Raw genomic sequence first — 22,254 nt, 5'->3', positions numbered from 1 at the left:
TTTTCCGACGAAGATTCGGCATTCGCCAGATAAAAAACGTCACATACCGTGATTAACGACACAACACGCCGTACAGACGGTTGACAAAAGCATAGCGATTGAGCGTGAAAGGCAGCGACGACCAGACAGGTTCGCTTTCATCTGTATGAGGAGAAGGTATACAGCCCTGCGACGTTTGCAGGGCTGAGTCTGACGCTCGCATCGTTTACGACGCTAAGCGTTTTTTACGCCCGTAATCCGGCACCATTCTTCCTTAACGGCGACAGGGTCCAGCGCAAAGTGCATGGCATAAGCTTCACAGACACTCTCGGCCTGGCTTTCCAGCACGCCTGATAATCCCAGATGCCCGCCTGATTTAGGCAGCACACGGATAAGCGGCGCTAACTCACGCAGCGGTCCGGCAAGAATGTTTGCCACCACCACATCAGCCTGCAGGTTTTCCGGTTGCTGATGCGGCAGATAAAGAGACAGACGGTCCGCCACCCCATTGCGCTCGGCATTGTCGCGGCTGGCCTGAATCGCCTGAGGATCGATATCAATGCCAATGGCCTGCGCTGCACCCAGCTTTAAGGCGGCGATCGCCAGGATCCCAGAGCCGCAGCCAAAATCGATCACCGTTTTACCGTTCAGATCCAGACCGTCGAGCCACGTCAGACAGAGCGATGTGGTGGGATGTGTGCCGGTTCCGAAAGCCAGCCCGGGATCCAGCATGACATTGACGGCATTCGGATCGGGCACATCGCGCCAGCTCGGGCAGATCCACAAGCGTTCGCCAAAGCGCATAGGATGGAAGTTCTCCATCCACTCGCGTTCCCAGTCTTTGTCTTCGATCTGCTCGATCTTGTGGCGAAAATTCTCTCCCAGCAGTGGATGCTGTGAAAGTTCGGCAATGACGCCTTCCATGTCGCTTTCGGCATCGAACAACCCGATAACATCGGTATCGCCCCATAAACGGGTTTCCCCGGGCAGAGGTTCGTAGACGGGCGTGTCATGGGTATCCTGAAAGGTCACTGACACGGCACCGGTTTCCATCAGTGCATCGCTCAGCGCCTCTGCGTTGGCACCAGAACTGTTAATTTTGATTTGAATCCACGGCATAACATCTCTCTTAATTCAGTGTTGTGGTGCGTTAACCACGGCGGGTAAACGCCCAAACAGATTGCCGACCAGGAACGCCAGCAGACTTAACAATAAGGAAGGCACGATGGGATGAAATCCCCACAGTTGCAGGCCCAGGGTTGCCAGAATGGCATAACAGCCTCCGCCCACCACCATCCCGCTGAGCGCGCCTGCGGCATTGGCGCGTTCCCAATATAACCCCAGAACCAGCGGCCACAGGAATACTGCCTCCAGCCCACCAAACGCCAGCAGGTTAAGCCAGATAATCATGTCGGGCGGATGCCAGGCTACGAACAGCAAAACGACACCCAGGGCAAATGTCACCGTGCCCGATAACATCCGCAGTCGTGGCTCATTGTCCAGTTGCTGAGGTGCGAGGCGTAAATACAGATCTTTTACCAGCGTAGCGGAAGCCTGCAACAGCTGCGCGTTGATGGTCGACATGATCGCCGCCATCGGCGCCGCTAAAAACAGCCCAGCGGCCAGCGGCGGCAGGACGGTAATCATCAGCGTCGGGATAACCCGATCGGGCACGGTCAGATCGGGCAATATGGCGCGGCCCAGCGCGCCTGCCAGATGCATTCCCAGCATCAGTACCACCACCACGATAGTGCCGAGAACAATCGCCCGGTGAACGGCTTTACTGTCCTTGTAGGAAATACAGCGGACAGCGGTATGGGGCAGACCGATAACGCCAAAACAGACCAGAACGATAAATGAGCTCAGGAACGTCGGCGTAATGATATCGCCCGGCCCCTCAGGAGACAGCAGTTTGGGATCAATCGCATGCAGTTTTTCTACAGCAGTGTGGATCCCTCCGGCATGGTGAATAATTGCAAACAGCAGCAAAAAGGTGCCAATCAGCATCACAATGCCCTGCATGGCATCGTTAAGCACGCTGGCCCGGAAGCCACCAAATGCCGTATAAAGCGCGATAGTCCCACCGAAGATCAGTAATCCCGTGTCGTAGGGGATACCGGCTGCGGTTTCCAGCAGGCGTGCGCCACCGATAAACTGCACGGCCATCGCGCCCACAAAGGCAACGAGTAAACTCAGGCTGGCCAGGACCACCAATAGTGTGCTGCCATAGCGCGCATAGAGCATATCGTTAAGCGTGACCGCATTATGCTTACGCGCCAGAATGGCAAATTTCTTCCCCAGTACACCCAGTGAAAGCCAGACAGCAGGAACCTGAACCATGGCCAGCAGCACCCAGCCCAGACCATATTTATACGCTGCGCCTGGGCCACCGATAAAGGAGCTGGCGCTGATATAGGTGGTGGTGATGGTCATAGCCAGCACAAATCCGCCCATCGAACGGCTACCCAGAAAATACTCGGTCAGGAAATTTCCTTTGCGCTGTTTACGCATCGCAAAGACGGACAGACCGGCAATAACGACCAGATAAGCCAACAGTGGCAGGATGATTTCAGTGTTCATCTTCCTCCTCAAGAGACATCTCACGGAAGCGTGTACGGACCATTAGCCAGCACAGAAAAATGAACAGCAGAGGCGCAAAAATGCAGGAGAGCTCAAACCAGCGTGGCAAACCGGTTATGCCAACCGCATCGCCGCCCGACCAGGCGGAAATGCCCCAGACAGCCAGCCAGGCCAGCGTGAGACAGAGCGACCAGCGAGCCTCTTTGTGAGCCTGTAAAAAACGCGCGTCCATGATGTGACCTTAACGCCAGCGGGAAAAGAAAAAGGCCGGAATATCCGGCCTCAGACTAACTCAGCATTGCGATTACTTCTCGTGCAGGCCGAGTTTTTTCTCCAGATAGTGGATATTGGTACCACCGTGCTGGAAGTTTTCATCGGACATGATTTTCATCTGCAGTTCGATGTTGGTTTTGATGCCGTCGATAATCAGCTCCGCCAGCGCGTTTTTCATACGGGCAATGGCGATATCACGGGTTTCACCGTAGGTGATGAGCTTTCCGATCATGGAATCATAATACGGCGGCACGCTGTAACCCGCATAAATATGGGATTCCCAACGCACACCAAAACCACCCGGTGCATGGAAACGGGTAATCTTACCAGGGCTTGGCAGGAAGGTGACCGGATCCTCGGCGTTGATACGGCATTCAACCGCATGACCGCGAATAATCACATCTTCTTGCTTGATTGACAGCGGCTGGCCAGCAGCAATACGCAGCTGCTCTTTAATCAGGTCGACGCCGGTGATCATTTCGGTGACCGGATGTTCAACCTGAATACGGGTGTTCATTTCAATGAAATAGAACTCGCCATTCTCGTACAGGAACTCAAACGTCCCTGCGCCGCGATAGCCGATATCGATACAGGCTTTAGTACAACGCTCACCGATGAATGAACGCAGCTCTGGCGTAATGCCCGGTGCTGGCGCTTCTTCCACGACTTTCTGGTGGCGGCGCTGCATAGAACAGTCACGCTCGCCCAGATAGATGGCGTTGCCCTGGCCATCAGCCAGAACCTGGATTTCGATGTGACGTGGATTTTCCAGATACTTCTCCATGTACACCATGTCGTTGTTGAAAGCCGCTTTGGCTTCCGCTTTCGTCATGTTGATGGATTGTTCCAGATCTTTGTCACTGCGCACAACGCGCATACCACGACCGCCGCCGCCGCCGGAGGCTTTAATAATGACCGGATAGCCGATGCGCTTGGCGAAGGCACGGTTTTTTTCCATGTCATCGGTCAGTGAGCCATCGGAGCCAGGTACGGTCGGCACGCCAGCTTTCTTCATCGCCGTGATGGCCGACACTTTATCGCCCATCAGGCGGATGGTGTCAGCTTTTGGGCCCACAAAGATAAAGCCAGAGCGCTCAACCTGCTCAGCAAAATCCGCGTTCTCAGACAGGAAGCCGTAGCCAGGGTGAATCGCCACCGCGCCGGTGATTTCTGCAGCAGAGATCAACGCCGGGATGTTGAGATAACTTTTGACCGACTGTGCCGGGCCGATGCAAACCGTTTCGTCTGCCAGCAGCACGTGTTTCAGGTCACGGTCCGCGCTTGAGTGAACAGCGACAGTCTTAATGCCCAGTTCTTTACAGGCACGCAGAATGCGCAGTGCAATCTCACCGCGGTTAGCAATAACAATTTTATCCAGCATGGTTCGCCCCGTTATTCGATGACAACAAGTGGCTCGTCAAATTCTACCGGTTGACCACTTTCGACCAGAATGGCTTTAACAACGCCAGATTTGTCGGCTTCGATCTGGTTCATCATTTTCATGGCTTCAACGATGCACAGCGTGTCACCGGCATTGACTTTCTGGCCCACTTCCACAAACGCTTTCGCATCCGGGCTTGGTGTGCGGTAGAAGGTACCGACCATCGGTGAACGTACGATGTGACCACTGATTTCTGCTGGTGCAGCTTCTGCGACAGCGGCAACAGGTGCCACGGCGCTCGCCAGCGCCGGTTGCTGAGCAACAGGCGCAGCATAAGCCTGCTGCATCATCGGATAACCAGTGTTTGCAGGTGCACGACTGATACGAACAGACTCTTCACCTTCGGAAATCTCCAGCTCAGAAATGCCAGATTCTTCAACCAGTTCGATCAGTTTTTTAATTTTACGAATATCCATGAATGGGGTTCCGTACTCAGTTTGATTAATTAGTATGAGACAGGCGCTTTACTGCCGTTTGTAATGCCCACGAGTAGCCATCGGCGCCAAGCCCACAAATAACGCCCGCAGAGACATCAGAAAAATAGGAATGTTGGCGGAAGGGCTCGCGGCTGTGCACATTTGACAGATGGACTTCGATAAAGGGAATGTCCACTGCTAACAGCGCATCACGAAGTGCGACGCTGGTGTGCGTAAACGCGGCAGGATTGATGATGATATAATCCACGTTGCCTTTTGCCTCATGAATGCGATCAATGAGCTGATATTCAGCATTGGACTGCAAATGGCTTAACGCTACATTCAACTGGTCTGCCTGCTGCACCAGACGAGAAACGATCTGATCCAGCGTGACGTCCCCGTATTTTTCAGGCTCGCGCGTTCCCAACAGATTAAGGTTGGGACCGTTCAAAAGCAGAATATGTAATTTATCGGCCATCTTGCTGCCATCTCCCGCAATCATTGAGGCATCGCGTAAAATACCTTGCCGCTTTCCATTTGTCACCCGTCACGGTGAAAAAGAAGCGTCAAATCGCAATAAAGCCGGCCATTATATCCGTTTCGTGGCATTTCGCAGCAAAATACTGGTCTTATCTGCGAAGTTGATCGGATGCGGTCCGGAGACCGCATTTTTGCAGACGATAGCGGGGAAAAGAGCGGTTAACGCGGCCACCACTTAATGAACTTTTTGTAGCGCCACGCTAACAGGACCAGGGCTAAAAGCGCATAAATAATGGGTTGCGGCGAAAGGATTTTGACTGACCAGAGATAATGGACAGGTGCCAGGATCGCGACCAGATAGATCAGGTTATGCAATGTTTGCCACCGTTTGCCGAGTTTACGCTGCATGCGCTGGAAAGACGTGACGGCCAGCGCCAACAAGATAAACCAGGAGAGGATCCCCAGCGTCAGATAGGGCCGGGAAATCAGCTCACTGCCCAGCAGGCCGATGTTATTTATTCCCAGCTCCAACAGGTAGTAGCTGGTCAAATGCAAACTGGCCCAGAAAAATGTCCAGATCCCCAGCAGGCGTCGGGTCCGAATGAGCAGGGGTTGTTTTATCAGGCGCGTTAAGGGCGACACCAGCAACGTAGCCAGCAGCAGTTTCAATGCCATTCGGCCGGTAAAATGCTGGATATCCTTTGCCGGGTCGGCGCTCAGTCCACCGTGCATCGCGGCCATGATCAAATAAACCAACGGCAGGAACGCAGCCAGATGCAACAGGACTTTAAGCCAGCCGATCTGCTTTATTGTCAGGCGCACTCAATAATTCTCCCGCAAATCCATGCCGCGATAGAGTGAGGCAACCTGATCGGCATAACCGTTGAAGAGTAACGTGGGCTGACGATCCACATTAAAGCTACTGCCCGGACCAATAAAACGTTCGGTCGCCTGTGACCAGCGTGGATGGTTCACATGGGGATTCACGTTGGCATAGAAACCATACTCATTGTCGGCAATCTGATTCCATGTCGTTGGCGGTTGATCGTGAGTGAGCGTAATTTTCACAATGGACTTGATGCCCTTAAAGCCATATTTCCACGGAACCGTCAGGCGAATCGGCGCACCATTCTGCGGCGGCAGCGCTTTACCGTATACGCCCGTTGTCAGAATCGTAAGCGGATGCATCGCTTCATCCAGACGCAAACCTTCTACATAAGGGTAATTGAGCCCGCCGCCAATAAACCGGTCTTTTTGCCCTGGCATCTGATCGGGCGCGTACAGCGTCTGGAAGGCGACGAAGCGGGCTTTGCTGGTGGGTTCTGCCAGCTTCAGCAGTTTATTCAGTTCAAATCCGATCCAGGGAACGACCATCGACCAGGCTTCAACACAGCGCATGCGATAGATTCGTTGCTCCATCGCGAAGCGCTTAAAAATATCATCCATGTCCAGCGTCACGGGCTTAGCCACTTCGCCCTCAATCGTCAGTTTCCAGGGATCGGTTTTTAGGGTACCGGCGTTCGCCGCAGGATCGGCTTTATCCAGACCGAATTCGTAGAAATTGTTGTATCCGGAAACTTTATCGGCGGGCGTTAAGGGCAGGTTAGCCTGGTACTGGGCGGGTTTGGTAAAGTCAAGCGGACGGCCTGCGGGGGCTGCAGGGCGGTCGTTGCCTTTGAACCAGCTCAGGATATCAGCATTCGCCATGCCGGGAAGGCCCATGGCCGCGGCACCCAGCCCCAGCGTCTGAAGCACCCGACGACGGTTCATATTAAAGATGCTTTCTGGCGTTACATCTGCTTCGGTCAGGCTTTTAGTCGGCTTCATCGTTTTTCTCCAGGCGCGATAGTCTCAACCAGCATGATGACTATTACTTATGCTGGCGAATTTCGCTGCAAAAATGTGAAATTTCCTGGCTTCGCTCTCAAATGGGAATCCACTGAAAAATGTAGAATCAGGCGCTGTGAGATCTTCTCAGCGGTATACTTCGCCTTCACGCACAACGCCACTGTTGCCAGACGACATTTGTGTTATTTTGCTCAAATTTCTTCCGGCTGCCGTGCAGCGCCAGCGTGATCCGGCGACAACCGAAGTGAAACAGGCACAGGGATGCGATTAACGACCAAACTTTCTGCATTTATTACACTGATTAGCGTACTGGCAATGGTTTTAATGCTGGTGGGTTGTGCTCTTAGTGTTTTCTGGCTCACGCATCAGCGTGTCGAAAGTCGCGTACAGGTGCTGGCGACAGAAGTTGATAACGTCTTGCTGAGCCAGCCTCCCGATGCGCTCAAGGCCTGGCTGGCCCCGATGTTGCCTGTTATCAACGCGGAGCAACTTTCTCTCTATAACGGTCGCCAACCTGTTTTTACGCTGTCCCGCCATGAAAATCAGATGCTCGAGCACGAAAAAAACCGCTATATCCATTTTGACATTGCGCTAATGCACCAACCGGGAATGCGGCTCCAGTTGACGATTCTCGATCCTGCACAAACCTGGCTACGCTCGATTCCTGCGACTTATACCCTTGTCGCCCTCGTGCTGGTTGTACTGATTATGGCGGTGATGCTGTCCATCATCCATCGCTGGCTGGTGCGTCAATGGCGCGGGATGGAACACCTGGAAAGTCGTTCGGCATCGATTCTTGCTGGCGAGCGTACCTTCTTCCGCCAAAAGCAGCGTGATGAGTGGCCGCCCAAAGCCAGTCGGGCGATCGATCAGCTTCTGTCAGATTTACAGGAAGCCGGCGAGCAGCGCGTTCGCATTGATACGTTAATTCGTACCTTTGCTGCGCAGGATGGCCGAACCGGGCTGAATAACCGGCTTTTCTTCGATAATCAGTTGGCCACCTTGCTGGAGGACCAGGAAGATGTCGGGACACACGGCGTGGTCATGATGATCCGCTTTCCTGAGCTCGACACGCACGATCACTCGCTTGGACCGGTGCTGGTTGAAGAGTACCTGTTTAACGTTGTCAATATGCTGTCCACTTTTGTCATGCGTTATCCCGGCGCGCTTCTTGCGCGTTATTTTCGCAGTGATTTTGCGGTATTGCTGCCGCACCGCAGCCTGAAAGAGGCCAACAGCATCGCTGACCAGTTAATTAATGCCGTTGATGCGTTACCTCCTATGCGCATGGTGAACCGTGACGACTTTATTCACATTGGTATCAGCGCCTGGCACAGTGGCCAGACGGTGCCGCAGGTAATGGAAAATGTGGAGATGGCGACGCGACGGGCAACGCTGTCCGGTGGCAATAACTGGTCAAACGGCGCGGGCAATCCGCAGGATGCCGGGCGCGGCAGTGTTCGCTGGCGCACTTTGCTGGAAAACACACTCAGTCGCGGTGGGCCGCGGCTCTATCAAAAACCTGCCGTGGACCGTGAGGGCAAGGTTCGTCATCGTGTCATACTCAGCCGCATCTTTGATGGTGATAAAGAAGTGCTGTCGGCTGAATACATGCCACTGGTGCAGCAGCTTGGCATGGTAGAGAGCTGGGACAGGCAGATGGTGTTGCGCATTGCCGCTTTGTCAGAGCTGTGGCCTGAAGAAACACTGGTTATCCCGGTCAGTATCGACTCTCTGTTAAAGCGTCCCTTTGTCGTCTGGTTGCAGCGAATGTTGCTGGCCTGCCCAAAAAGTCAGCGAAAACGATTTTTATTTGAACTTGCGGAAGGGGATGTTTGTCAACACATCAGCCGTTTGATTCCGGTGTTGCATTCGCTCCAGGCATTTGGCTGCCGGATTGCTATCAGTCAGGCAGGACTGACGGTAGTCAGTAGCGCCTATATCAGGCAACTGCCGGTCGCGTTAATCAAGCTGGATGCCGGCCTGGTGCGCAACATTGAGCGCCGTACTGAAAATCAGCTGTTTGTGCGGAGCCTGCTGGACGTCTGCAAGCCGACCGGTACCCGGCTTTATGCGGCAGGCGTTCGCACAAAAGCGGAGTGGCAAACTCTGGTCGAATTAGGGGTTGAAGGCGGGCAGGGCGACCTGTTTTCACCTTCTCAGCCGGTCAACAGTAATGTGAAAAAGTACTCGCAACGTTACCAGATTTAATCGTTTGCCTGAATTCGCCGGTTTTACGCCAGCTTTTAGTGAATACAGGACAACAAACAGGCAGAATAGAGCGCCTGAAATGTTAGATTTTATGTCGGAGTAAAGTTAAGAAAATTCTTTAACAAGCTGCTCTGATAGCGTGATATCGCTGTTCCGCTCGTGTGCGAAACAGCTGTAAATGATTTAATGCGAATGTCGCCTAATTTTTCACCGAAGCAGAACGTTTTTGCGCCTTGTGGCAGCTTCGTGTGGTTGGTAAAGTAAGCGGATTTTATTTTCCGCCTCCAGCTTGCAGGATTATCCCTTAGTATGTTTAAAAAATTTCGTGGCATGTTTTCCAATGACTTGTCCATTGACCTGGGTACCGCGAACACCCTGATTTATGTAAAAGGACAAGGCATCGTGCTGAACGAGCCTTCCGTAGTGGCTATTCGCCAGGATCGTGCCGGCTCACCTAAAAGTGTAGCGGCCGTTGGTCATGACGCCAAACAGATGCTAGGCCGTACACCGGGCAATATTGCAGCCATTCGTCCTATGAAAGATGGCGTTATCGCCGACTTCTTCGTGACCGAGAAAATGCTGCAGCACTTCATTAAGCAGGTTCACAGCAACAGCTTTATGCGCCCAAGTCCGCGCGTGCTGGTATGTGTGCCTGTCGGTGCCACGCAGGTTGAGCGCCGCGCAATCCGCGAATCTGCCCAGGGGGCGGGTGCACGTGAAGTGTTCCTGATTGAAGAACCTATGGCGGCCGCCATTGGCGCTGGCTTACCGGTTTCTGAAGCGACCGGGTCAATGGTAGTCGATATTGGTGGCGGTACCACTGAAGTTGCCGTCATTTCTTTGAACGGCGTAGTTTACTCTTCTTCCGTGCGTATCGGTGGTGACCGCTTCGATGAAGCCATCATTAATTATGTGCGCCGTAATTACGGTTCACTGATTGGTGAAGCCACAGCGGAACGTATCAAGCATGAGATCGGTTCTGCTTACCCGGGTGACGAAGTGCGTGAGATCGAAGTGCGTGGTCGTAACCTGGCAGAAGGTGTGCCACGCGGCTTTACCCTTAACTCAAATGAAATCCTTGAAGCCCTGCAAGAGCCGCTCACCGGAATTGTGAGTGCAGTAATGGTCGCGCTGGAACAGTGTCCGCCAGAACTCGCCTCTGACATTTCCGAGCGTGGCATGGTCCTGACGGGCGGTGGTGCGCTGCTGAGAAATCTGGATCGTCTGCTGATGGAAGAAACAGGCATTCCTGTTGTCGTCGCGGAAGATCCGCTGACCTGCGTTGCGCGCGGCGGCGGTAAAGCCCTGGAAATGATCGACATGCATGGCGGCGATTTATTCAGCGAAGAATAATGGCCTCAACCGGCTGAGACCGTCGTAACAGTGCGCAGGGAGTAGCGTGTAAACCGGCGCTGCGTGCATCGGTATGATGTGTCCAGCCCAGGAAAGTGCGGTACGTCCGTACTTTCTTACCTTGTAGTCGAGGAACACGCAGATTATATGAAGCCGATTTTTAGCAGAGGCCCTTCTCTGCAATTGCGTCTCTTTCTGGCGGTGATTGTGGCAATTGCCATCATCATCGCAGATAGTCGCGTGAGTTCATTTACGCAAATACGCAACTATCTGGACACATCGGTCAGTCCGTTTTACTTCCTGGCCAACGGCCCGCGTCAACTTCTGGATGGCGTGTCAGATACGCTGGCTTCGCGCCAGCAGCTTGAGCTGGAAAATAAAGCGTTACGTCGGGAGCTGTTTCTGAAAAACAGCGACCTGCTCATGCTGGGGCAATACAAGCAGGAGAATGCACGCCTGCGCGAATTGCTGGGTTCACCTCTGCGTCAGGACGAGCATAAGATGGTGACCCAGGTGATCTCCACCGGTACCGATCCCTATACCGATCAGGTCGTGATTGATAAAGGCAGCGCCAACGGCGTGTATGAAGGTCAGCCGGTCATCAGTGATAAAGGAGTTGTGGGCCAGGTCATCGCTGTCGGCCAGTTTACCAGTCGCGTTCTGCTCATTTGTGATGCATCACATGCGCTGCCCATTCAGGTGCTGCGTAATGATATTCGTGTCATTGCCGCGGGCAATGGCTGTACGGAAGATTTACAACTGGAACATCTGCCAGGCAATACCGATATTCGCGTGGGCGATGTGTTAGTCACCTCAGGCTTAGGTGGCCGCTTCCCTGAAGGCTATCCTGTCGGTGTCGTGTCCTCGGTAAAAGTGGATACGCAACGCGCTTATACCGTGATTCAGGCACATCCTACTGCGGGTCTGCAACGTCTGCGCTATTTGCTGCTGCTTTGGGGAGCCGATCATAATGGTGATATGCCTATGGCGCCTGATGAAGTGCATCGGGTCGCGAACGAGCGCCTGATGCAAATGATGCCGCAGGTGCTGCCGCCTGCCGGCGAAATGGGGCCGCCTGCGCCCACCACACAGACTACCACACCCGCTTCGGGCAGCAGCGAAAGTCGTTCGCAGGATGCCGCTTCCCGCTCACGCGGAGGCCAGAATTGAGTCGATATCGCAGCCAGGGACGATGGGTGATCTGGCTGTCCTTTCTGATGGCGTTTATTCTGCAAATCATGCCATGGCCGGAACAGATCTATATGTTCCGGCCATCGTGGCTATTGTTGATTCTGGTGTATTGGGTGCTGGCGCTGCCGCATCGCGTGAATGTGGGCAGCGGTTTTCTGCTGGGGGCGATTATGGATTTAATCGCCGGTTCGACGTTGGGCGTTCGCGCACTGGCGCTCAGCATTATCGCCTATCTGGTTGCGTTTAAATTCCAGTTATTCCGTAACTTAGCATTGTGGCAGCAGGCGTTAATGGTTATGGTGCTGTCATTAGCAATGGATGTGATCGTCTTCTGGGCAGAGTTTCTGGTGATCAACGTCTCATTCCGCCCTGAAATTTTCTGGAGCAGTGTTGTCGACGGGATTCTCTGGCCGTGGCTATTCTTATTGATGAGAAAGATCCGCCGTCAGTTCGCTGTTCAATAAGGAAATTTATGGTAACCCTGTATCTGGCCTCCGCGTCTCCCCGCCGACGTGAACTGCTGAGCCAGCTTGGCATCACCTTCGAGCGTCTTGTCACTGATGTTGAAGAGCAACGTCAACCCGGTGAAACGGCAGAGGGCTATGTTCGACGCCTGGCGCATGACAAAGCTAAAGCGGGCGTCACGCTTGCCCGGCAAGACTTACCGGTGCTGGGTGCCGACACCATCGTGGTGCTCAATGGCGAGGTGCTGGAAAAGCCCCACGATGCCGACCATGCCAGCGCAATGCTCAGTAAACTCTCGGGAAAAACGCATCAGGTCATGACGGCTATCGCGCTCGCCGATCGTCAGCAGGTGCTGGACTGTCTGGTGGTCACCGAGGTGACGTTTCGTAACTTAACCGCACACGACATCAATGAGTACATCGCCACAGGTGAACCTATGGATAAAGCAGGCGCTTACGGTATTCAGGGAAAGGGCGGAAACTTTGTTCGTAAAATCAATGGAAGTTATCACGCAGTCGTCGGATTACCGTTGGTTGAGACCGCGGAACTGATCGACCAGTTCCAGTCACTGCGTGCCGTAAGGGGTTAACATGACGGCAGAACTACTGGTTAACGTTACGCCTGCTGAAACGCGCGTCGCCTACATTGATGGCGGTATCCTGCAGGAAATTCACATTGAGCGCGAAGCCCGGCGGGGCATCGTCGGTAATATTTACAAAGGGCGCGTCAGCCGGGTTTTGCCTGGCATGCAGGCGGCATTTGTGGATATCGGGCTTGATAAAGCGGCCTTCCTGCATGCGTCCGACATCATGCCGCATACAGAATGCGTTGCGGGCGACGAAAAGAAAAATTTCGTGGTACGTGATATCGCGGAGCTGGTGCGTCAGGGACAGGATCTCGTGGTGCAGGTGGTGAAAGATCCCCTTGGCACTAAAGGCGCGCGGCTGACCACAGATATCACGTTGCCCTCGCGCTACCTGGTGTTTATGCCCGGCGCTTCACACGTTGGCGTTTCACAACGCATTGCCAGTGAAAAAGAGCGTGAACGGCTTAAAGCCGTCGTGGCCGACTACTGTGACGACCTGGGCGGTTTCATCATCCGCACCGCCGCGGAAGGCATTGGCGAAGAAGAGCTGGCGCAGGATGCTGCGTTTCTGAAACGGCTCTGGACCAAAGTCAGCGAGCGGAAAAAGCGCAATCAAACCCGTTGCTTACTCTATGGTGAGCTGGCGCTGGCGCAGCGTATTCTGCGCGATTTTGCGGGCGCAGCGCTGGATCGCATTCGTGTCGATTCGCGCCTGACCTGCGATCTCCTCAAGGAATTCACCAGCGAATACATCCCGGAGATGTCCAGCAAGCTCGAGCTTTACAATGGCAAACAGCCCATCTTTGATCTGTTTGATGTTGAGAACGAGATTCAGCGCTCACTGGAACGTAAAGTTGAACTGAAATCTGGCGGATACCTCATCATCGACCAAACTGAAGCGATGACGACAATCGACATCAACACCGGTGCCTTTGTCGGACACCGAAACCTTGATGAAACTATTTTTAACACCAATGTGGAAGCGACACAGGCGATCGCCCGCCAACTGAGGCTACGTAACCTTGGCGGCATCATCATTATCGACTTCATTGATATGAGTAATGAAGATCATCGCCGTCGCGTGCTGCATTCGCTGGAAACCGCACTCAGTAAAGACAGAGTGAAGACGGGCATCAGCGGGTTTTCCGCCTTAGGGCTGGTGGAAATGACGCGCAAGCGTACGCGCGAAAGTATCGAACACGTGCTGTGTGAGGATTGCCCGGTGTGTAAAGGGCGCGGCACACTGAAGACCGTCGAAACGGTGTGCTACGAAATTATGCGTGAAATTGTTCGTGTTCATCATGCTTATGATTCTGACCGTTTCCTGGTCTACGTGTCGCCGACGGTGGGCGAAGCGTTGAAAACGGATGAGTCCCATGCGCTGGCGGAAGTGGAGCTGTTTGTCGGCAAGCAGGTAAAGGTGCATGTTGAAGCGCTCTATACTCAGGAACAGTTCGATGTGGTCATGATGTAGTGCTGGCCGGTCAGGCTCACGATGTCTGGCCGCACATTTTAGGGTAAAATGTGGCCCCATACCGCTTATGTCATAAGACGCCGGGTATGAGCAGCAACCATCCGTCGTTAACGGTAGACAAGGAGAGGTGTGAGTGAGGCAGTTGCCAAGAGTGATGTTACTGCTGCTCGCGACAGTCATTGTGATTGTGGCGCTGCTGGTCAGTGCGCTGCGTCTGGCGATGCCGCACCTCGATAACTATCGTAGTCAGGTCTTAGAGTTTGTTTCTGACGTCAGCGGTGCCAATGTTAACGCCAGCCAGCTGAAGGGCAAGTGGGAAAATTTTGGGCCCACGCTGCAAATCCGTGACCTGAACGTGGACATGAAACAAACGGGGACGCTCTCGATCGCGCGTATTACCGTTGCGCTGGACGTCTGGCAGTCATTGCTCCACTGGCGCTGGCAGTTCCGCGATCTGACGTTCTGGCAGTTGCACTTTAACAGCACTCAGCCTCTCCTGACCAGTGACAACGAGAAGCACAGCTTCAGGCTCACCCAGATCAACGATCTGTTTTTACGCCAGTTCGATCACTTCGATCTGCGCGACAGCACGATTGGTTTTATCACGCCATCCGGTCAGCATGCTGAACTGGCTATCCCTAAACTCACCTGGCTGAACGAACATACGCGACATCGCGCAGAAGGTGAGGTCAGCCTGTCGAGTTTTACCGGACAGCACGGTGTTGTGCAGGTCCGTCTCGACCTGAACGATAACGAAGGCTTACTCAACGACGGTCGCATCTGGATGCAGGCTGATGACGTGGATATGCGCCCCTGGCTGGGCCGCTGGGTACGGGATAACACCCGTCTGGACAGCGCCCGGTTTAGCCTGGCAGCCTGGGTCACTCTGCGTGATGGTGATATCTACGCTGGCGACCTGTTGTTAAGTCAAGGCGGCGCAAGCTGGCAGGGCGAGAGCGGTCCCCATACTCTCAACGTTGATGGTCTGACGGCGCACCTTTCGCGTTACAAAAATGGCTGGGTGGTAACGGTGCCGCAAACCAAACTCAGCACAGACGGCAATGCGTGGCCTGCTGGTCATTTTTCGCTGTTCTGGCAACCGCAGGACGAGCAGATGCTGGGCAGCAACAGCGAGGCCAAAGTCCGCGTTCGTGCGACGCAGTTAGCATTAGATCGCATCGCGCCGCTGGTGCCGCTTTTTGCGCCTCTCTCACCTGCGCTGTTTGATAACTGGCGTGCATTGCGGCCGCGGGGCACGATTGATGGGCTTGCGTTAGATATTCCCTTAGCACAACCCGAGCAGACCCGCTTTCAGGTAAAGTGGCGTGATTTTAGCTGGCAGTACTGGAAGCTGGTTCCCGGCATCAGCCATCTTAATGGTGAGGCGACAGGCAGCCTGAACGATGGGCAAGCCGCAATTGCGATGGGGCAGGCTACGGTGCCTTATGGTGATATGTTCCAGGCACCGCTGGAGATCAAACAGATCACCGGCAACCTTAACTGGACGCAGGATAAGCAGGGGCTGACGCTGGCGGGTCACGACCTTGACATTCAGGCCCGTTCCCTTTGGGCGCACGGCGATTTCCGCTATCAGCAAAACAGCGATGCGCAACCTCAACTGAATATTCTGGCCGGCATTAACGTCACGAACGCTGGTGATGCGTGGCGCTATTTCCCGACACCGATAATGGGCCACTCGCTGACACACTATTTAAGCGGTGCGATTAAAGGCGGTAAGGTCAGTAATGCCACGCTGCTGTTTAACGGTAATCCAGCGCTTTTTCCCTTCCAGCACAACGACGGGATGTTCCAGGTTTGGGTGCCGTTACGCCAGGCAACCTATGCGTTCCAGCCGGGCTGGCCCGATCTCAGCAATCTTGATATCGATCTTAACTTCCTGAATGACGGCCTGTGGATGAATGCGCCACTGGCGAAACTGGGTGAAGTCGATGCCCGCAATGTCAGCGCTGTCATCCCGGATTACCTGAAGGAAAAGCTGATTATTAATGGCGATATCAGCGGTGACGGGCAGCAAATCGGTGAGTACTTCCAGCACACGCCGCTCAAATCGTCGCTGGGAGCGGCACTGGAACAGCTCCAGGTCAAAGGCCTGACCAAAGGTCATCTCAAGCTGGATATTCCATTGAATGGCAAAGATGTTCACGCCCGCGGGGATGTGCAGATGAATAACAACAGCCTGCATATCAAACCCCTGAATACCACAATGACCCATTTGACGGGGCAGTTCCGCTATAACAACGGCAATCTCGAAAGCGATACGCTGCAGGCCAACTGGTTTGGACAGCCGATCGATGTCAGCTTCACGACGCAGGAGAATCCTGACGATTTTGGCGTGAACGTCAAATTACAGGCGGACTGGCAACTGGCAAAAATCACTGACATACCCCGACAGATTAGCAGCCAACTGGCCGGTCATCTTCCGTGGCAAGGTGAGGTAAACGTCACCTTGCCTCACAAGGGCGGTGCGCATTATGCCGTGCAACTCAAAGGAGACGGTAAGGAAGTAAGTAGTCGCTTACCTCCACCACTCGACAAAAAGGCTGGCGAGAGCCTGCCGGTTACCGTTAATGCAAACGGCGACTTAACGCATTTCGATCTGAGCGGCAGCGTTGACGAGCGGCACCGGTTTAACAGCCGCTGGCTGCTGGAGCCCACGCTGCGCGTTGAGCGAGGCATCTGGCTTAACGACACCAAAACCACACCGGCGCTGCCGGATCGTTCAGGCATGGTGCTGAATTTGCCTGCGCTCGATGGCGAAGCCTGGGCGGCACTCCTGATGGCGGGCGAAGGCGGAGCGGCCAGCCCGTCGGGTGAGCATAAGGTGGGCGGGGCAACGTTGCCAGGCAATATTATCTTACGTAGCCCCGCTGTCAGTCTGGCAGGGCAAGAGTGGCATGACGTGGATACCACCGTCACCCAGGAAATGGGCGGTAAAACCCAGGTGAAGGTTAATGCCAAAGAGTTACGTGGTCAGCTTGCGACCTCGCCGTCAGCAGCGTGGCGGGTTGCTCTGGATTATCTTTATTACAATCCCGACTGGCAGGGCGCTGACGGAAAAAATACCGCGGCTTCGCCACTGGGGCAAAAAAGCGATCAGATTGACTTTAGCAAGTGGCCTGCGGTGCAGTTTCAGTGTGCAGAATGCTGGCTGATGGGACAAAAATACGGGCGCGTTTCCGCCGGGCTGCAACCTAAAGGAAGTACGTTAGCACTTACTAATGGCTTGGTGGATACAGGCAGTTCGCGTCTGAATATTCAGGGCGAATGGGTTAACCGGCCCAACGACCAGCGTACCTCGCTGAAAGGCACCTTGCAGGGCAGCAACATCAATAACGCAACCAACTGGTTCGGCGTAAATACGCCATTACGCGATGCACCTTTCAAAATTAACTATGACCTGCACTGGCGCGCTGCACCCTGGCAGCCATCAGCGGAAACGCTGAGCGGCACACTGAAAACACACTTTGGTAAAGGCCAGATAACGGATGTGGATACCGGTGCGGCGGGGCAGATTTTGCGCCTGCTCAGTTTTGATGCACTGCTACGTAAACTGCGTTTCGACTTCAGTGATACTTTTAAACAGGGTTTCTATTTCGATTCAATCAATGGTACCGCCTGGATTGAAGATGGCGTCATCCGTACTGATAACCTGTCAGTCGATGGGCTGGAGGCGGATATCGCCATGCAGGGCAATATGGATCTTGTGAAGCGACGGATTGATATGGAAGCCATAGTTACCCCGGAAATTTCCGCCTCCGTTGGTGTCGCCACCGCGTTCGCGATTAACCCGGTCGTCGGGGCCGCGGTATTCGCGGCCAGTAAGGTTCTGGGGCCGCTCTGGAGTAAAATTTCTGTGCTGCGCTATCACATCAGCGGCCCGCTCGATAAGCCCAAAATTGACGAGGTTATGCGTAAGCCACGCGAAACCTATAACAAGTGATATTTGACGGCGTAACATAATTGCCTCAGGCTATGAATATCCGAGCACATATTGAGTGAGAAACGATGACTCTGAATCTGGTAAGTGAGCAGTTGCTAACTGCTAACAACATTAATCAGCAGGACCTTTTTTCCCTGTTAGGGCAGCTTTCAGAACGTCGTCTGGACTATGCCGATCTTTATTTTCAGTCCAGCTTCCACGAATCCTGGGTTCTGGAAGATAAAATCATTAAAGATGGTTCCTACCATATCGATCAGGGCGTGGGTGTCCGCGCCGTCAGCGGCGAAAAAACCGGCTTCGCCTATGCCGATCAGATCACAATGAATGCCCTGCGTCTGTCATCAGAAGCGGCCCGCAGCATCGTACGCGAGCAGGGGAATGGCAAGGCGCACACGCTGTCAGCCGTCGTCAACCGCGCGCTCTATACGCCTGTCGATCCGCTTGGCAGCCTCAGCCGTGAAGACAAAATCGCCCTGTTACATCGTGTTGACCAGGTTGCGCGGGCTGCTGACCCACGGGTTCAGGAAGTGAATGCCAGCCTGACCGGCGTATATGAGCAGGTCCTGGTGGCGGCAACCGATGGTACCCTGGCCGCCGATGTGCGTCCGCTGGTGCGTCTGTCCATCAGCGTTCAGGTGGAAGATCAGGGCAAACGCGAACGGGGTACCAGCGGTGGCGGTGCGCGTACTGGTTACGCGTTTTTCCTCGCTGATGAAAATGGCGATGTGCGCGCTGATGCCTGGGCACGCGAAGCGGTACGCATGGCACTGGTCAATCTTTCCGCAGTGGCTGCGCCTGCAGGCGCTTTACCGGTGGTGCTGGGGGCGGGCTGGCCAGGCGTGCTGCTGCATGAAGCGGTAGGTCATGGTCTGGAAGGCGACTTCAATCGCCGTGGAACCTCCGTTTTTAGCGGTAAGATGGGCCAACTGGTGGCGTCTGACCTCTGTACGGTGGTTGATGATGGCACGATCGAGGGATTACGGGGTTCACTGGCTATTGACGATGAAGGCGTACCCGGACAGTACAACGTACTGATTGAAAATGGCGTATTGAAAGGCTACATGCAGGACAAGCTGAATGCCCGGCTGATGGGCGTGAATCCTACCGGAAACGGTCGTCGCGAATCTTATGCGCACCTGCCAATGCCTCGTATGACCAACACCTACATGCTGGCGGGTAAATCGACGCCGCAGGACATTATTGAAAGTGTGGAATACGGGTTGTATGCGCCTAATTTTGGTGGCGGCCAGGTCGATATTACGTCGGGTAAATTTGTGTTCTCCACGTCCGAAGCCTATCTGATTGAGAAAGGCAAAGTCACCAAACCGGTAAAAGGGGCGACATTGATCGGCTCCGGTATTGAGGCAATGCAGCAAATCTCTATGGTTGGCAACGATCTGGCGCTCGATAAAGGCGTTGGCGTGTGCGGTAAAGAAGGCCAGAGTCTGCCGGTTGGCGTGGGCCAGCCTACGCTCAAGCTGGACAAGCTGACTATCGGCGGCACTGCCTGATTAGCCTGACAAACCCGCCTGCTGGCGGGTTTTTAGTGCGCTACTATTACATCCTGAAGGCGCCCCATTCAGTAAACGCTGGCGCGATTTTCCTGTCTCTGCCGTAAATGAGGCCTGTTTAAAGTCCTGTCCCGCACCTCGCACCTTTGTGATGCCCTGTTGAGTACCTTGCTAAAGGCGAAGGGCTATGTCTTTCGGTGCTGCTTGTACTGCTCGGCAACCTGTTCAAAGTAGTGCGTCAGGTAGTCGATACAGACCTGAACTTTCAGCGGCAGCTTGTCTTTTTCGGTGTATAACGCATAAACCGGACGCGGGTCGGATTGATAGTGTGGGAATAAAATATCGATCTCTCCGCTCTTGATCTCATCTGCCACCCACATCATCGGGACATAGGCGATGCCGTTGCCTGCCTTAAGCCAGCGAATTAACGTCTGGGAGTCATTGGTGACGAAACGCCCCTGAGGTGACAAACGAGTCACAAGGCCTTCGGGTGCAATCAATTCAAAATTGTTGTCGGGGCGAACGCTGTATTCCAGCCAGGCGAATTTTGTAATGTCCGCCGGTTTTTCGGGTGTTCCATGCTGCGCCAGGTAGGATTTAGCGGCACACACCACCATGGGCATTGCGCCCAGCCTGCGTGAAAACAGACTGGAATCTTTCAATGCGCCCACCCGAATAACCACGTCCAGGCCATCGGCGATTAAATCGGGGGCAGGAATGCCGGTGACAAGATTGACACTCAGGCCGGGATAGTCACGCAACATATCACTGGTCATGCCGGCCAGGACGTTCTGCGCCATCGTGGAGGAACTGCCAATCCGTAACACCCCGACAGGCGTATTATTAAACGCATATAACTGCTCATGTACCTGGCTGGCTTCAGCCAGCATGCGGCGGCAACCCTGATAGTAAATTTTCCCCGCTTCGGTCAGGCCGATGCTGCGTGTGCTGCGATTGAGTAACTTAACCTGAAGGGCATCTTCCAGCCTGGCGATTATCTGGCTGATGGATGACACGCTGAGATGAAGCTGTCGTGCGGCCGCCGTGAAAGAACCTAATTCAACCACTTTGGCAAATATCGACATACCTTTAAGTCGTTCCATTGTTTACTCTGGCTAAAAAGTGATTTAGATCACATTCAGTAGAAAACGTATAGTTAAGCGCGTTACTATAAGCGTACCGGGGTATCACCTGGCGACGCTTCATTACCTGAAAACACCCGATGATACGCTATTATTAAGCCAGCCGTAGTTCAGATGTGGCTTAGGGCGCAGGCTTTTGCGTCGATCAAGGCGGTGGACTATCCCGGCCGTGTCGAACTAAGGATTTTTAATGAGTGTACTTCCGGTCTTTGTCATGTTTGGGCTCTCTTTTCCGCCCATTTTTATCGAACTCATCGTTTCACTTATGCTGTTTTGGCTGGTGAAACGCGTGCTGACGCCCAGTGGTATTTACGATCTTGTCTGGCACCCGGCACTCTTCAATACAGCTCTCTACTGCTGTGTATTTTATTTAGTATCCCGTTTATTCGTTTGAGGTTTACGTGAACACGCTTATAAGAAAAATCGCGCGTTACGCGATCACCATCCTGCTGGTTATCATCGCCGTTATCATCATATTCCGTGCCTGGGTGTTCTACACCGAATCGCCCTGGACGCGTGACGCCAGATTTGCAGCCGACGTGGTGGCCATTTCTCCTGATGTCACTGGGTTAATTACGGATGTGCCGGTTCATGACAACCAGCTCGTTAAAAAAGGCGATACGCTGTTTGTTGTCGATCGTCCCCGCTATCAAAAGGCGCTGGATGAAGCCCAGGCGGACGTAGAATATTACCAGGCGCTGGTGAATGAAAAACGCCGCGAGGCCGGACGTCGTAACCAACTCGGCACCTCTGCGATGTCGCGTGAAGCCATCGAGCAATCCAATAACGATTTGCAAACCACAGAACACCAACTGGCGAAATCTGTTGCGACCCGCGATCTGGCGAAAATTGATCTGGAACGGACCACGATTAAGGCACCGTCAGACGGCTGGGTGACGAACCTGAATGTTTACCAGGGTGAATTCATTACGCGCGGCTCGGTTGCGGTCGCCCTGGTGCAGCAGCACTCCTTTTATGTGCTGGCCTATCTGGAAGAGACCAAACTGCACGGCGTCAGACCGGGCTTTCGGGCGGAGATCACGCCACTGGGCAGCAACATCACCTTACGTGGCACCGTGGACAGCATTGCGGCAGGCGTAACCAACAGCAGCAGCAGTGTTGACAGCAAGGGGATGGCAACCGTTCAGTCTAATCTGGAATGGGTTCGCCTGGCTCAGCGCGTACCGGTCCGCATCCGACTTGATCAGCAGCCTGGTAATCAGTTCCCTGCCGGCACGACGGCGACCGTGGTGATTACTGGCGCGGAGGATCGTCCGCACCAGACGGTTTCACCCATGATGTCCTTCTTTAACCGCCTGCGTGAGTTTGGTTAAGAGGGCGAT

At 53.9% G+C, this 22,254-nt stretch carries 19 protein-coding genes; 10 read left to right on the top strand and 9 right to left on the bottom strand.

All coding sequences use genetic code 11. The annotated features are described in order from the left end of the window. Positions 1-213: 213 nt before the first annotated feature. The 8 genes from prmA to msrP all read right to left on the bottom strand — a co-directional run bounded on the left by prmA (position 214) and on the right by msrP (position 6,996). On the bottom strand, positions 214-1,098 hold the full coding sequence (prmA, locus tag RAC60_RS17185) for a 50S ribosomal protein L11 methyltransferase (RefSeq protein WP_375094074.1): 885 nt from the start codon (positions 1,096-1,098) through the stop codon (positions 214-216). A gap of 15 nt (positions 1,099-1,113) precedes the next feature. Beyond that, on the bottom strand, positions 1,114-2,559 hold the full coding sequence (gene panF / locus RAC60_RS17180) for a sodium/pantothenate symporter (RefSeq protein ID WP_033740073.1): 1,446 nt from the start codon (positions 2,557-2,559) through the stop codon (positions 1,114-1,116). After that, positions 2,549-2,791 carry a YhdT family protein gene (locus RAC60_RS17175; RefSeq protein ID WP_033740072.1) on the bottom strand — a complete coding sequence of 81 codons (243 nt, stop codon included), beginning with the start codon at positions 2,789-2,791 and terminating at the stop codon, positions 2,549-2,551. The genes panF and RAC60_RS17175 overlap by 11 nt, the downstream gene beginning before the upstream one ends. 72 nt (positions 2,792-2,863) lie before the next feature. Continuing rightward, positions 2,864-4,213 (bottom strand): acetyl-CoA carboxylase biotin carboxylase subunit, encoded by a 1,350-nt coding sequence (gene accC / locus RAC60_RS17170; RefSeq protein ID WP_039341728.1) that lies wholly within the window; start codon positions 4,211-4,213, stop codon positions 2,864-2,866. Between the two features lie 11 nt (positions 4,214-4,224). Next, entirely contained in the window at positions 4,225-4,689 is a 465-nt protein-coding gene (accB, locus tag RAC60_RS17165) for an acetyl-CoA carboxylase biotin carboxyl carrier protein (protein WP_033740068.1), read from the bottom strand. A 25-nt stretch (positions 4,690-4,714) separates the two neighbouring features. Further along, positions 4,715-5,167: a type II 3-dehydroquinate dehydratase gene (aroQ, locus tag RAC60_RS17160; RefSeq protein WP_033740114.1), complete on the bottom strand. Its 453-nt coding sequence runs from the start codon at positions 5,165-5,167 to the stop codon at positions 4,715-4,717. A 221-nt stretch (positions 5,168-5,388) separates the two neighbouring features. After that, entirely contained in the window at positions 5,389-5,991 is a 603-nt protein-coding gene (gene msrQ / locus RAC60_RS17155; protein ID WP_006120980.1) for a protein-methionine-sulfoxide reductase heme-binding subunit MsrQ, read from the bottom strand. Then, positions 5,992-6,996 carry a protein-methionine-sulfoxide reductase catalytic subunit MsrP gene (gene msrP / locus RAC60_RS17150; protein ID WP_006120979.1) on the bottom strand — a complete coding sequence of 335 codons (1,005 nt, stop codon included), beginning with the start codon at positions 6,994-6,996 and terminating at the stop codon, positions 5,992-5,994. A 282-nt stretch (positions 6,997-7,278) separates the two neighbouring features. On the opposite strand from msrP, the gene csrD reads away from it, so the two are divergent. The 8 genes from csrD to tldD all read left to right on the top strand — a co-directional run bounded on the left by csrD (position 7,279) and on the right by tldD (position 19,769). Further along, entirely contained in the window at positions 7,279-9,228 is a 1,950-nt protein-coding gene (gene csrD / locus RAC60_RS17145) for an RNase E specificity factor CsrD (protein ID WP_325992339.1), read from the top strand. Positions 9,229-9,537: 309 nt separating this feature from the next. Continuing rightward, positions 9,538-10,581 (top strand): rod shape-determining protein MreB, encoded by a 1,044-nt coding sequence (mreB, locus tag RAC60_RS17140; RefSeq protein ID WP_003855260.1) that lies wholly within the window; start codon positions 9,538-9,540, stop codon positions 10,579-10,581. A 147-nt stretch (positions 10,582-10,728) separates the two neighbouring features. Next, positions 10,729-11,751: a rod shape-determining protein MreC gene (gene mreC / locus RAC60_RS17135; RefSeq protein WP_006120977.1), complete on the top strand. Its 1,023-nt coding sequence runs from the start codon at positions 10,729-10,731 to the stop codon at positions 11,749-11,751. Beyond that, positions 11,748-12,236 carry a rod shape-determining protein MreD gene (gene mreD, locus RAC60_RS17130; RefSeq protein ID WP_006120976.1) on the top strand — a complete coding sequence of 163 codons (489 nt, stop codon included), beginning with the start codon at positions 11,748-11,750 and terminating at the stop codon, positions 12,234-12,236. Before mreC ends, mreD begins: the two co-directional genes overlap by 4 nt. A gap of 8 nt (positions 12,237-12,244) precedes the next feature. After that, positions 12,245-12,826, top strand: coding sequence for a nucleoside triphosphate pyrophosphatase (locus RAC60_RS17125; protein WP_058702694.1), 582 nt, complete (start codon positions 12,245-12,247; stop codon positions 12,824-12,826). A gap of 1 nt (position 12,827) precedes the next feature. Continuing rightward, on the top strand, positions 12,828-14,297 hold the full coding sequence (gene rng / locus RAC60_RS17120; protein WP_033740062.1) for a ribonuclease G: 1,470 nt from the start codon (positions 12,828-12,830) through the stop codon (positions 14,295-14,297). A 133-nt stretch (positions 14,298-14,430) separates the two neighbouring features. Beyond that, positions 14,431-18,258: an AsmA2 domain-containing protein YhdP gene (gene yhdP, locus RAC60_RS17115; protein WP_375094073.1), complete on the top strand. Its 3,828-nt coding sequence runs from the start codon at positions 14,431-14,433 to the stop codon at positions 18,256-18,258. A gap of 65 nt (positions 18,259-18,323) precedes the next feature. Next, positions 18,324-19,769, top strand: a complete 1,446-nt coding sequence (tldD, locus tag RAC60_RS17110) for a metalloprotease TldD (RefSeq protein ID WP_375094072.1) — start codon at positions 18,324-18,326, stop codon at positions 19,767-19,769. Between the two features lie 185 nt (positions 19,770-19,954). On the opposite strand, the gene aaeR is transcribed toward tldD, so the two are convergent. Then, a complete protein-coding gene (gene aaeR / locus RAC60_RS17105; protein ID WP_006120971.1) occupies positions 19,955-20,872 on the bottom strand; it encodes an HTH-type transcriptional activator AaeR in 918 nt (305 codons plus the stop codon). Positions 20,873-21,101: 229 nt separating this feature from the next. Between aaeR and aaeX the strand changes: the two genes are divergently transcribed. Both aaeX and aaeA read left to right on the top strand, forming a co-directional pair. Continuing rightward, entirely contained in the window at positions 21,102-21,305 is a 204-nt protein-coding gene (gene aaeX / locus RAC60_RS17100) for a p-hydroxybenzoic acid efflux pump operon protein AaeX (protein ID WP_006120970.1), read from the top strand. A 7-nt stretch (positions 21,306-21,312) separates the two neighbouring features. Beyond that, a complete protein-coding gene (gene aaeA, locus RAC60_RS17095; RefSeq protein ID WP_006120969.1) occupies positions 21,313-22,245 on the top strand; it encodes a p-hydroxybenzoic acid efflux pump subunit AaeA in 933 nt (310 codons plus the stop codon). The last annotated feature ends 9 nt before the right edge of the window (positions 22,246-22,254 follow it).

Origin of the sequence: Pantoea sp. BR_17 (assembly GCF_041955125.1) — a bacterium.
In the GTDB taxonomy this organism is placed as follows: domain Bacteria; phylum Pseudomonadota; class Gammaproteobacteria; order Enterobacterales; family Enterobacteriaceae; genus Pantoea; species Pantoea stewartii.
The sequence above is the reverse complement of the archived record's forward strand: the minus strand, read 5'-3'. Positions and strand labels throughout refer to the sequence as shown.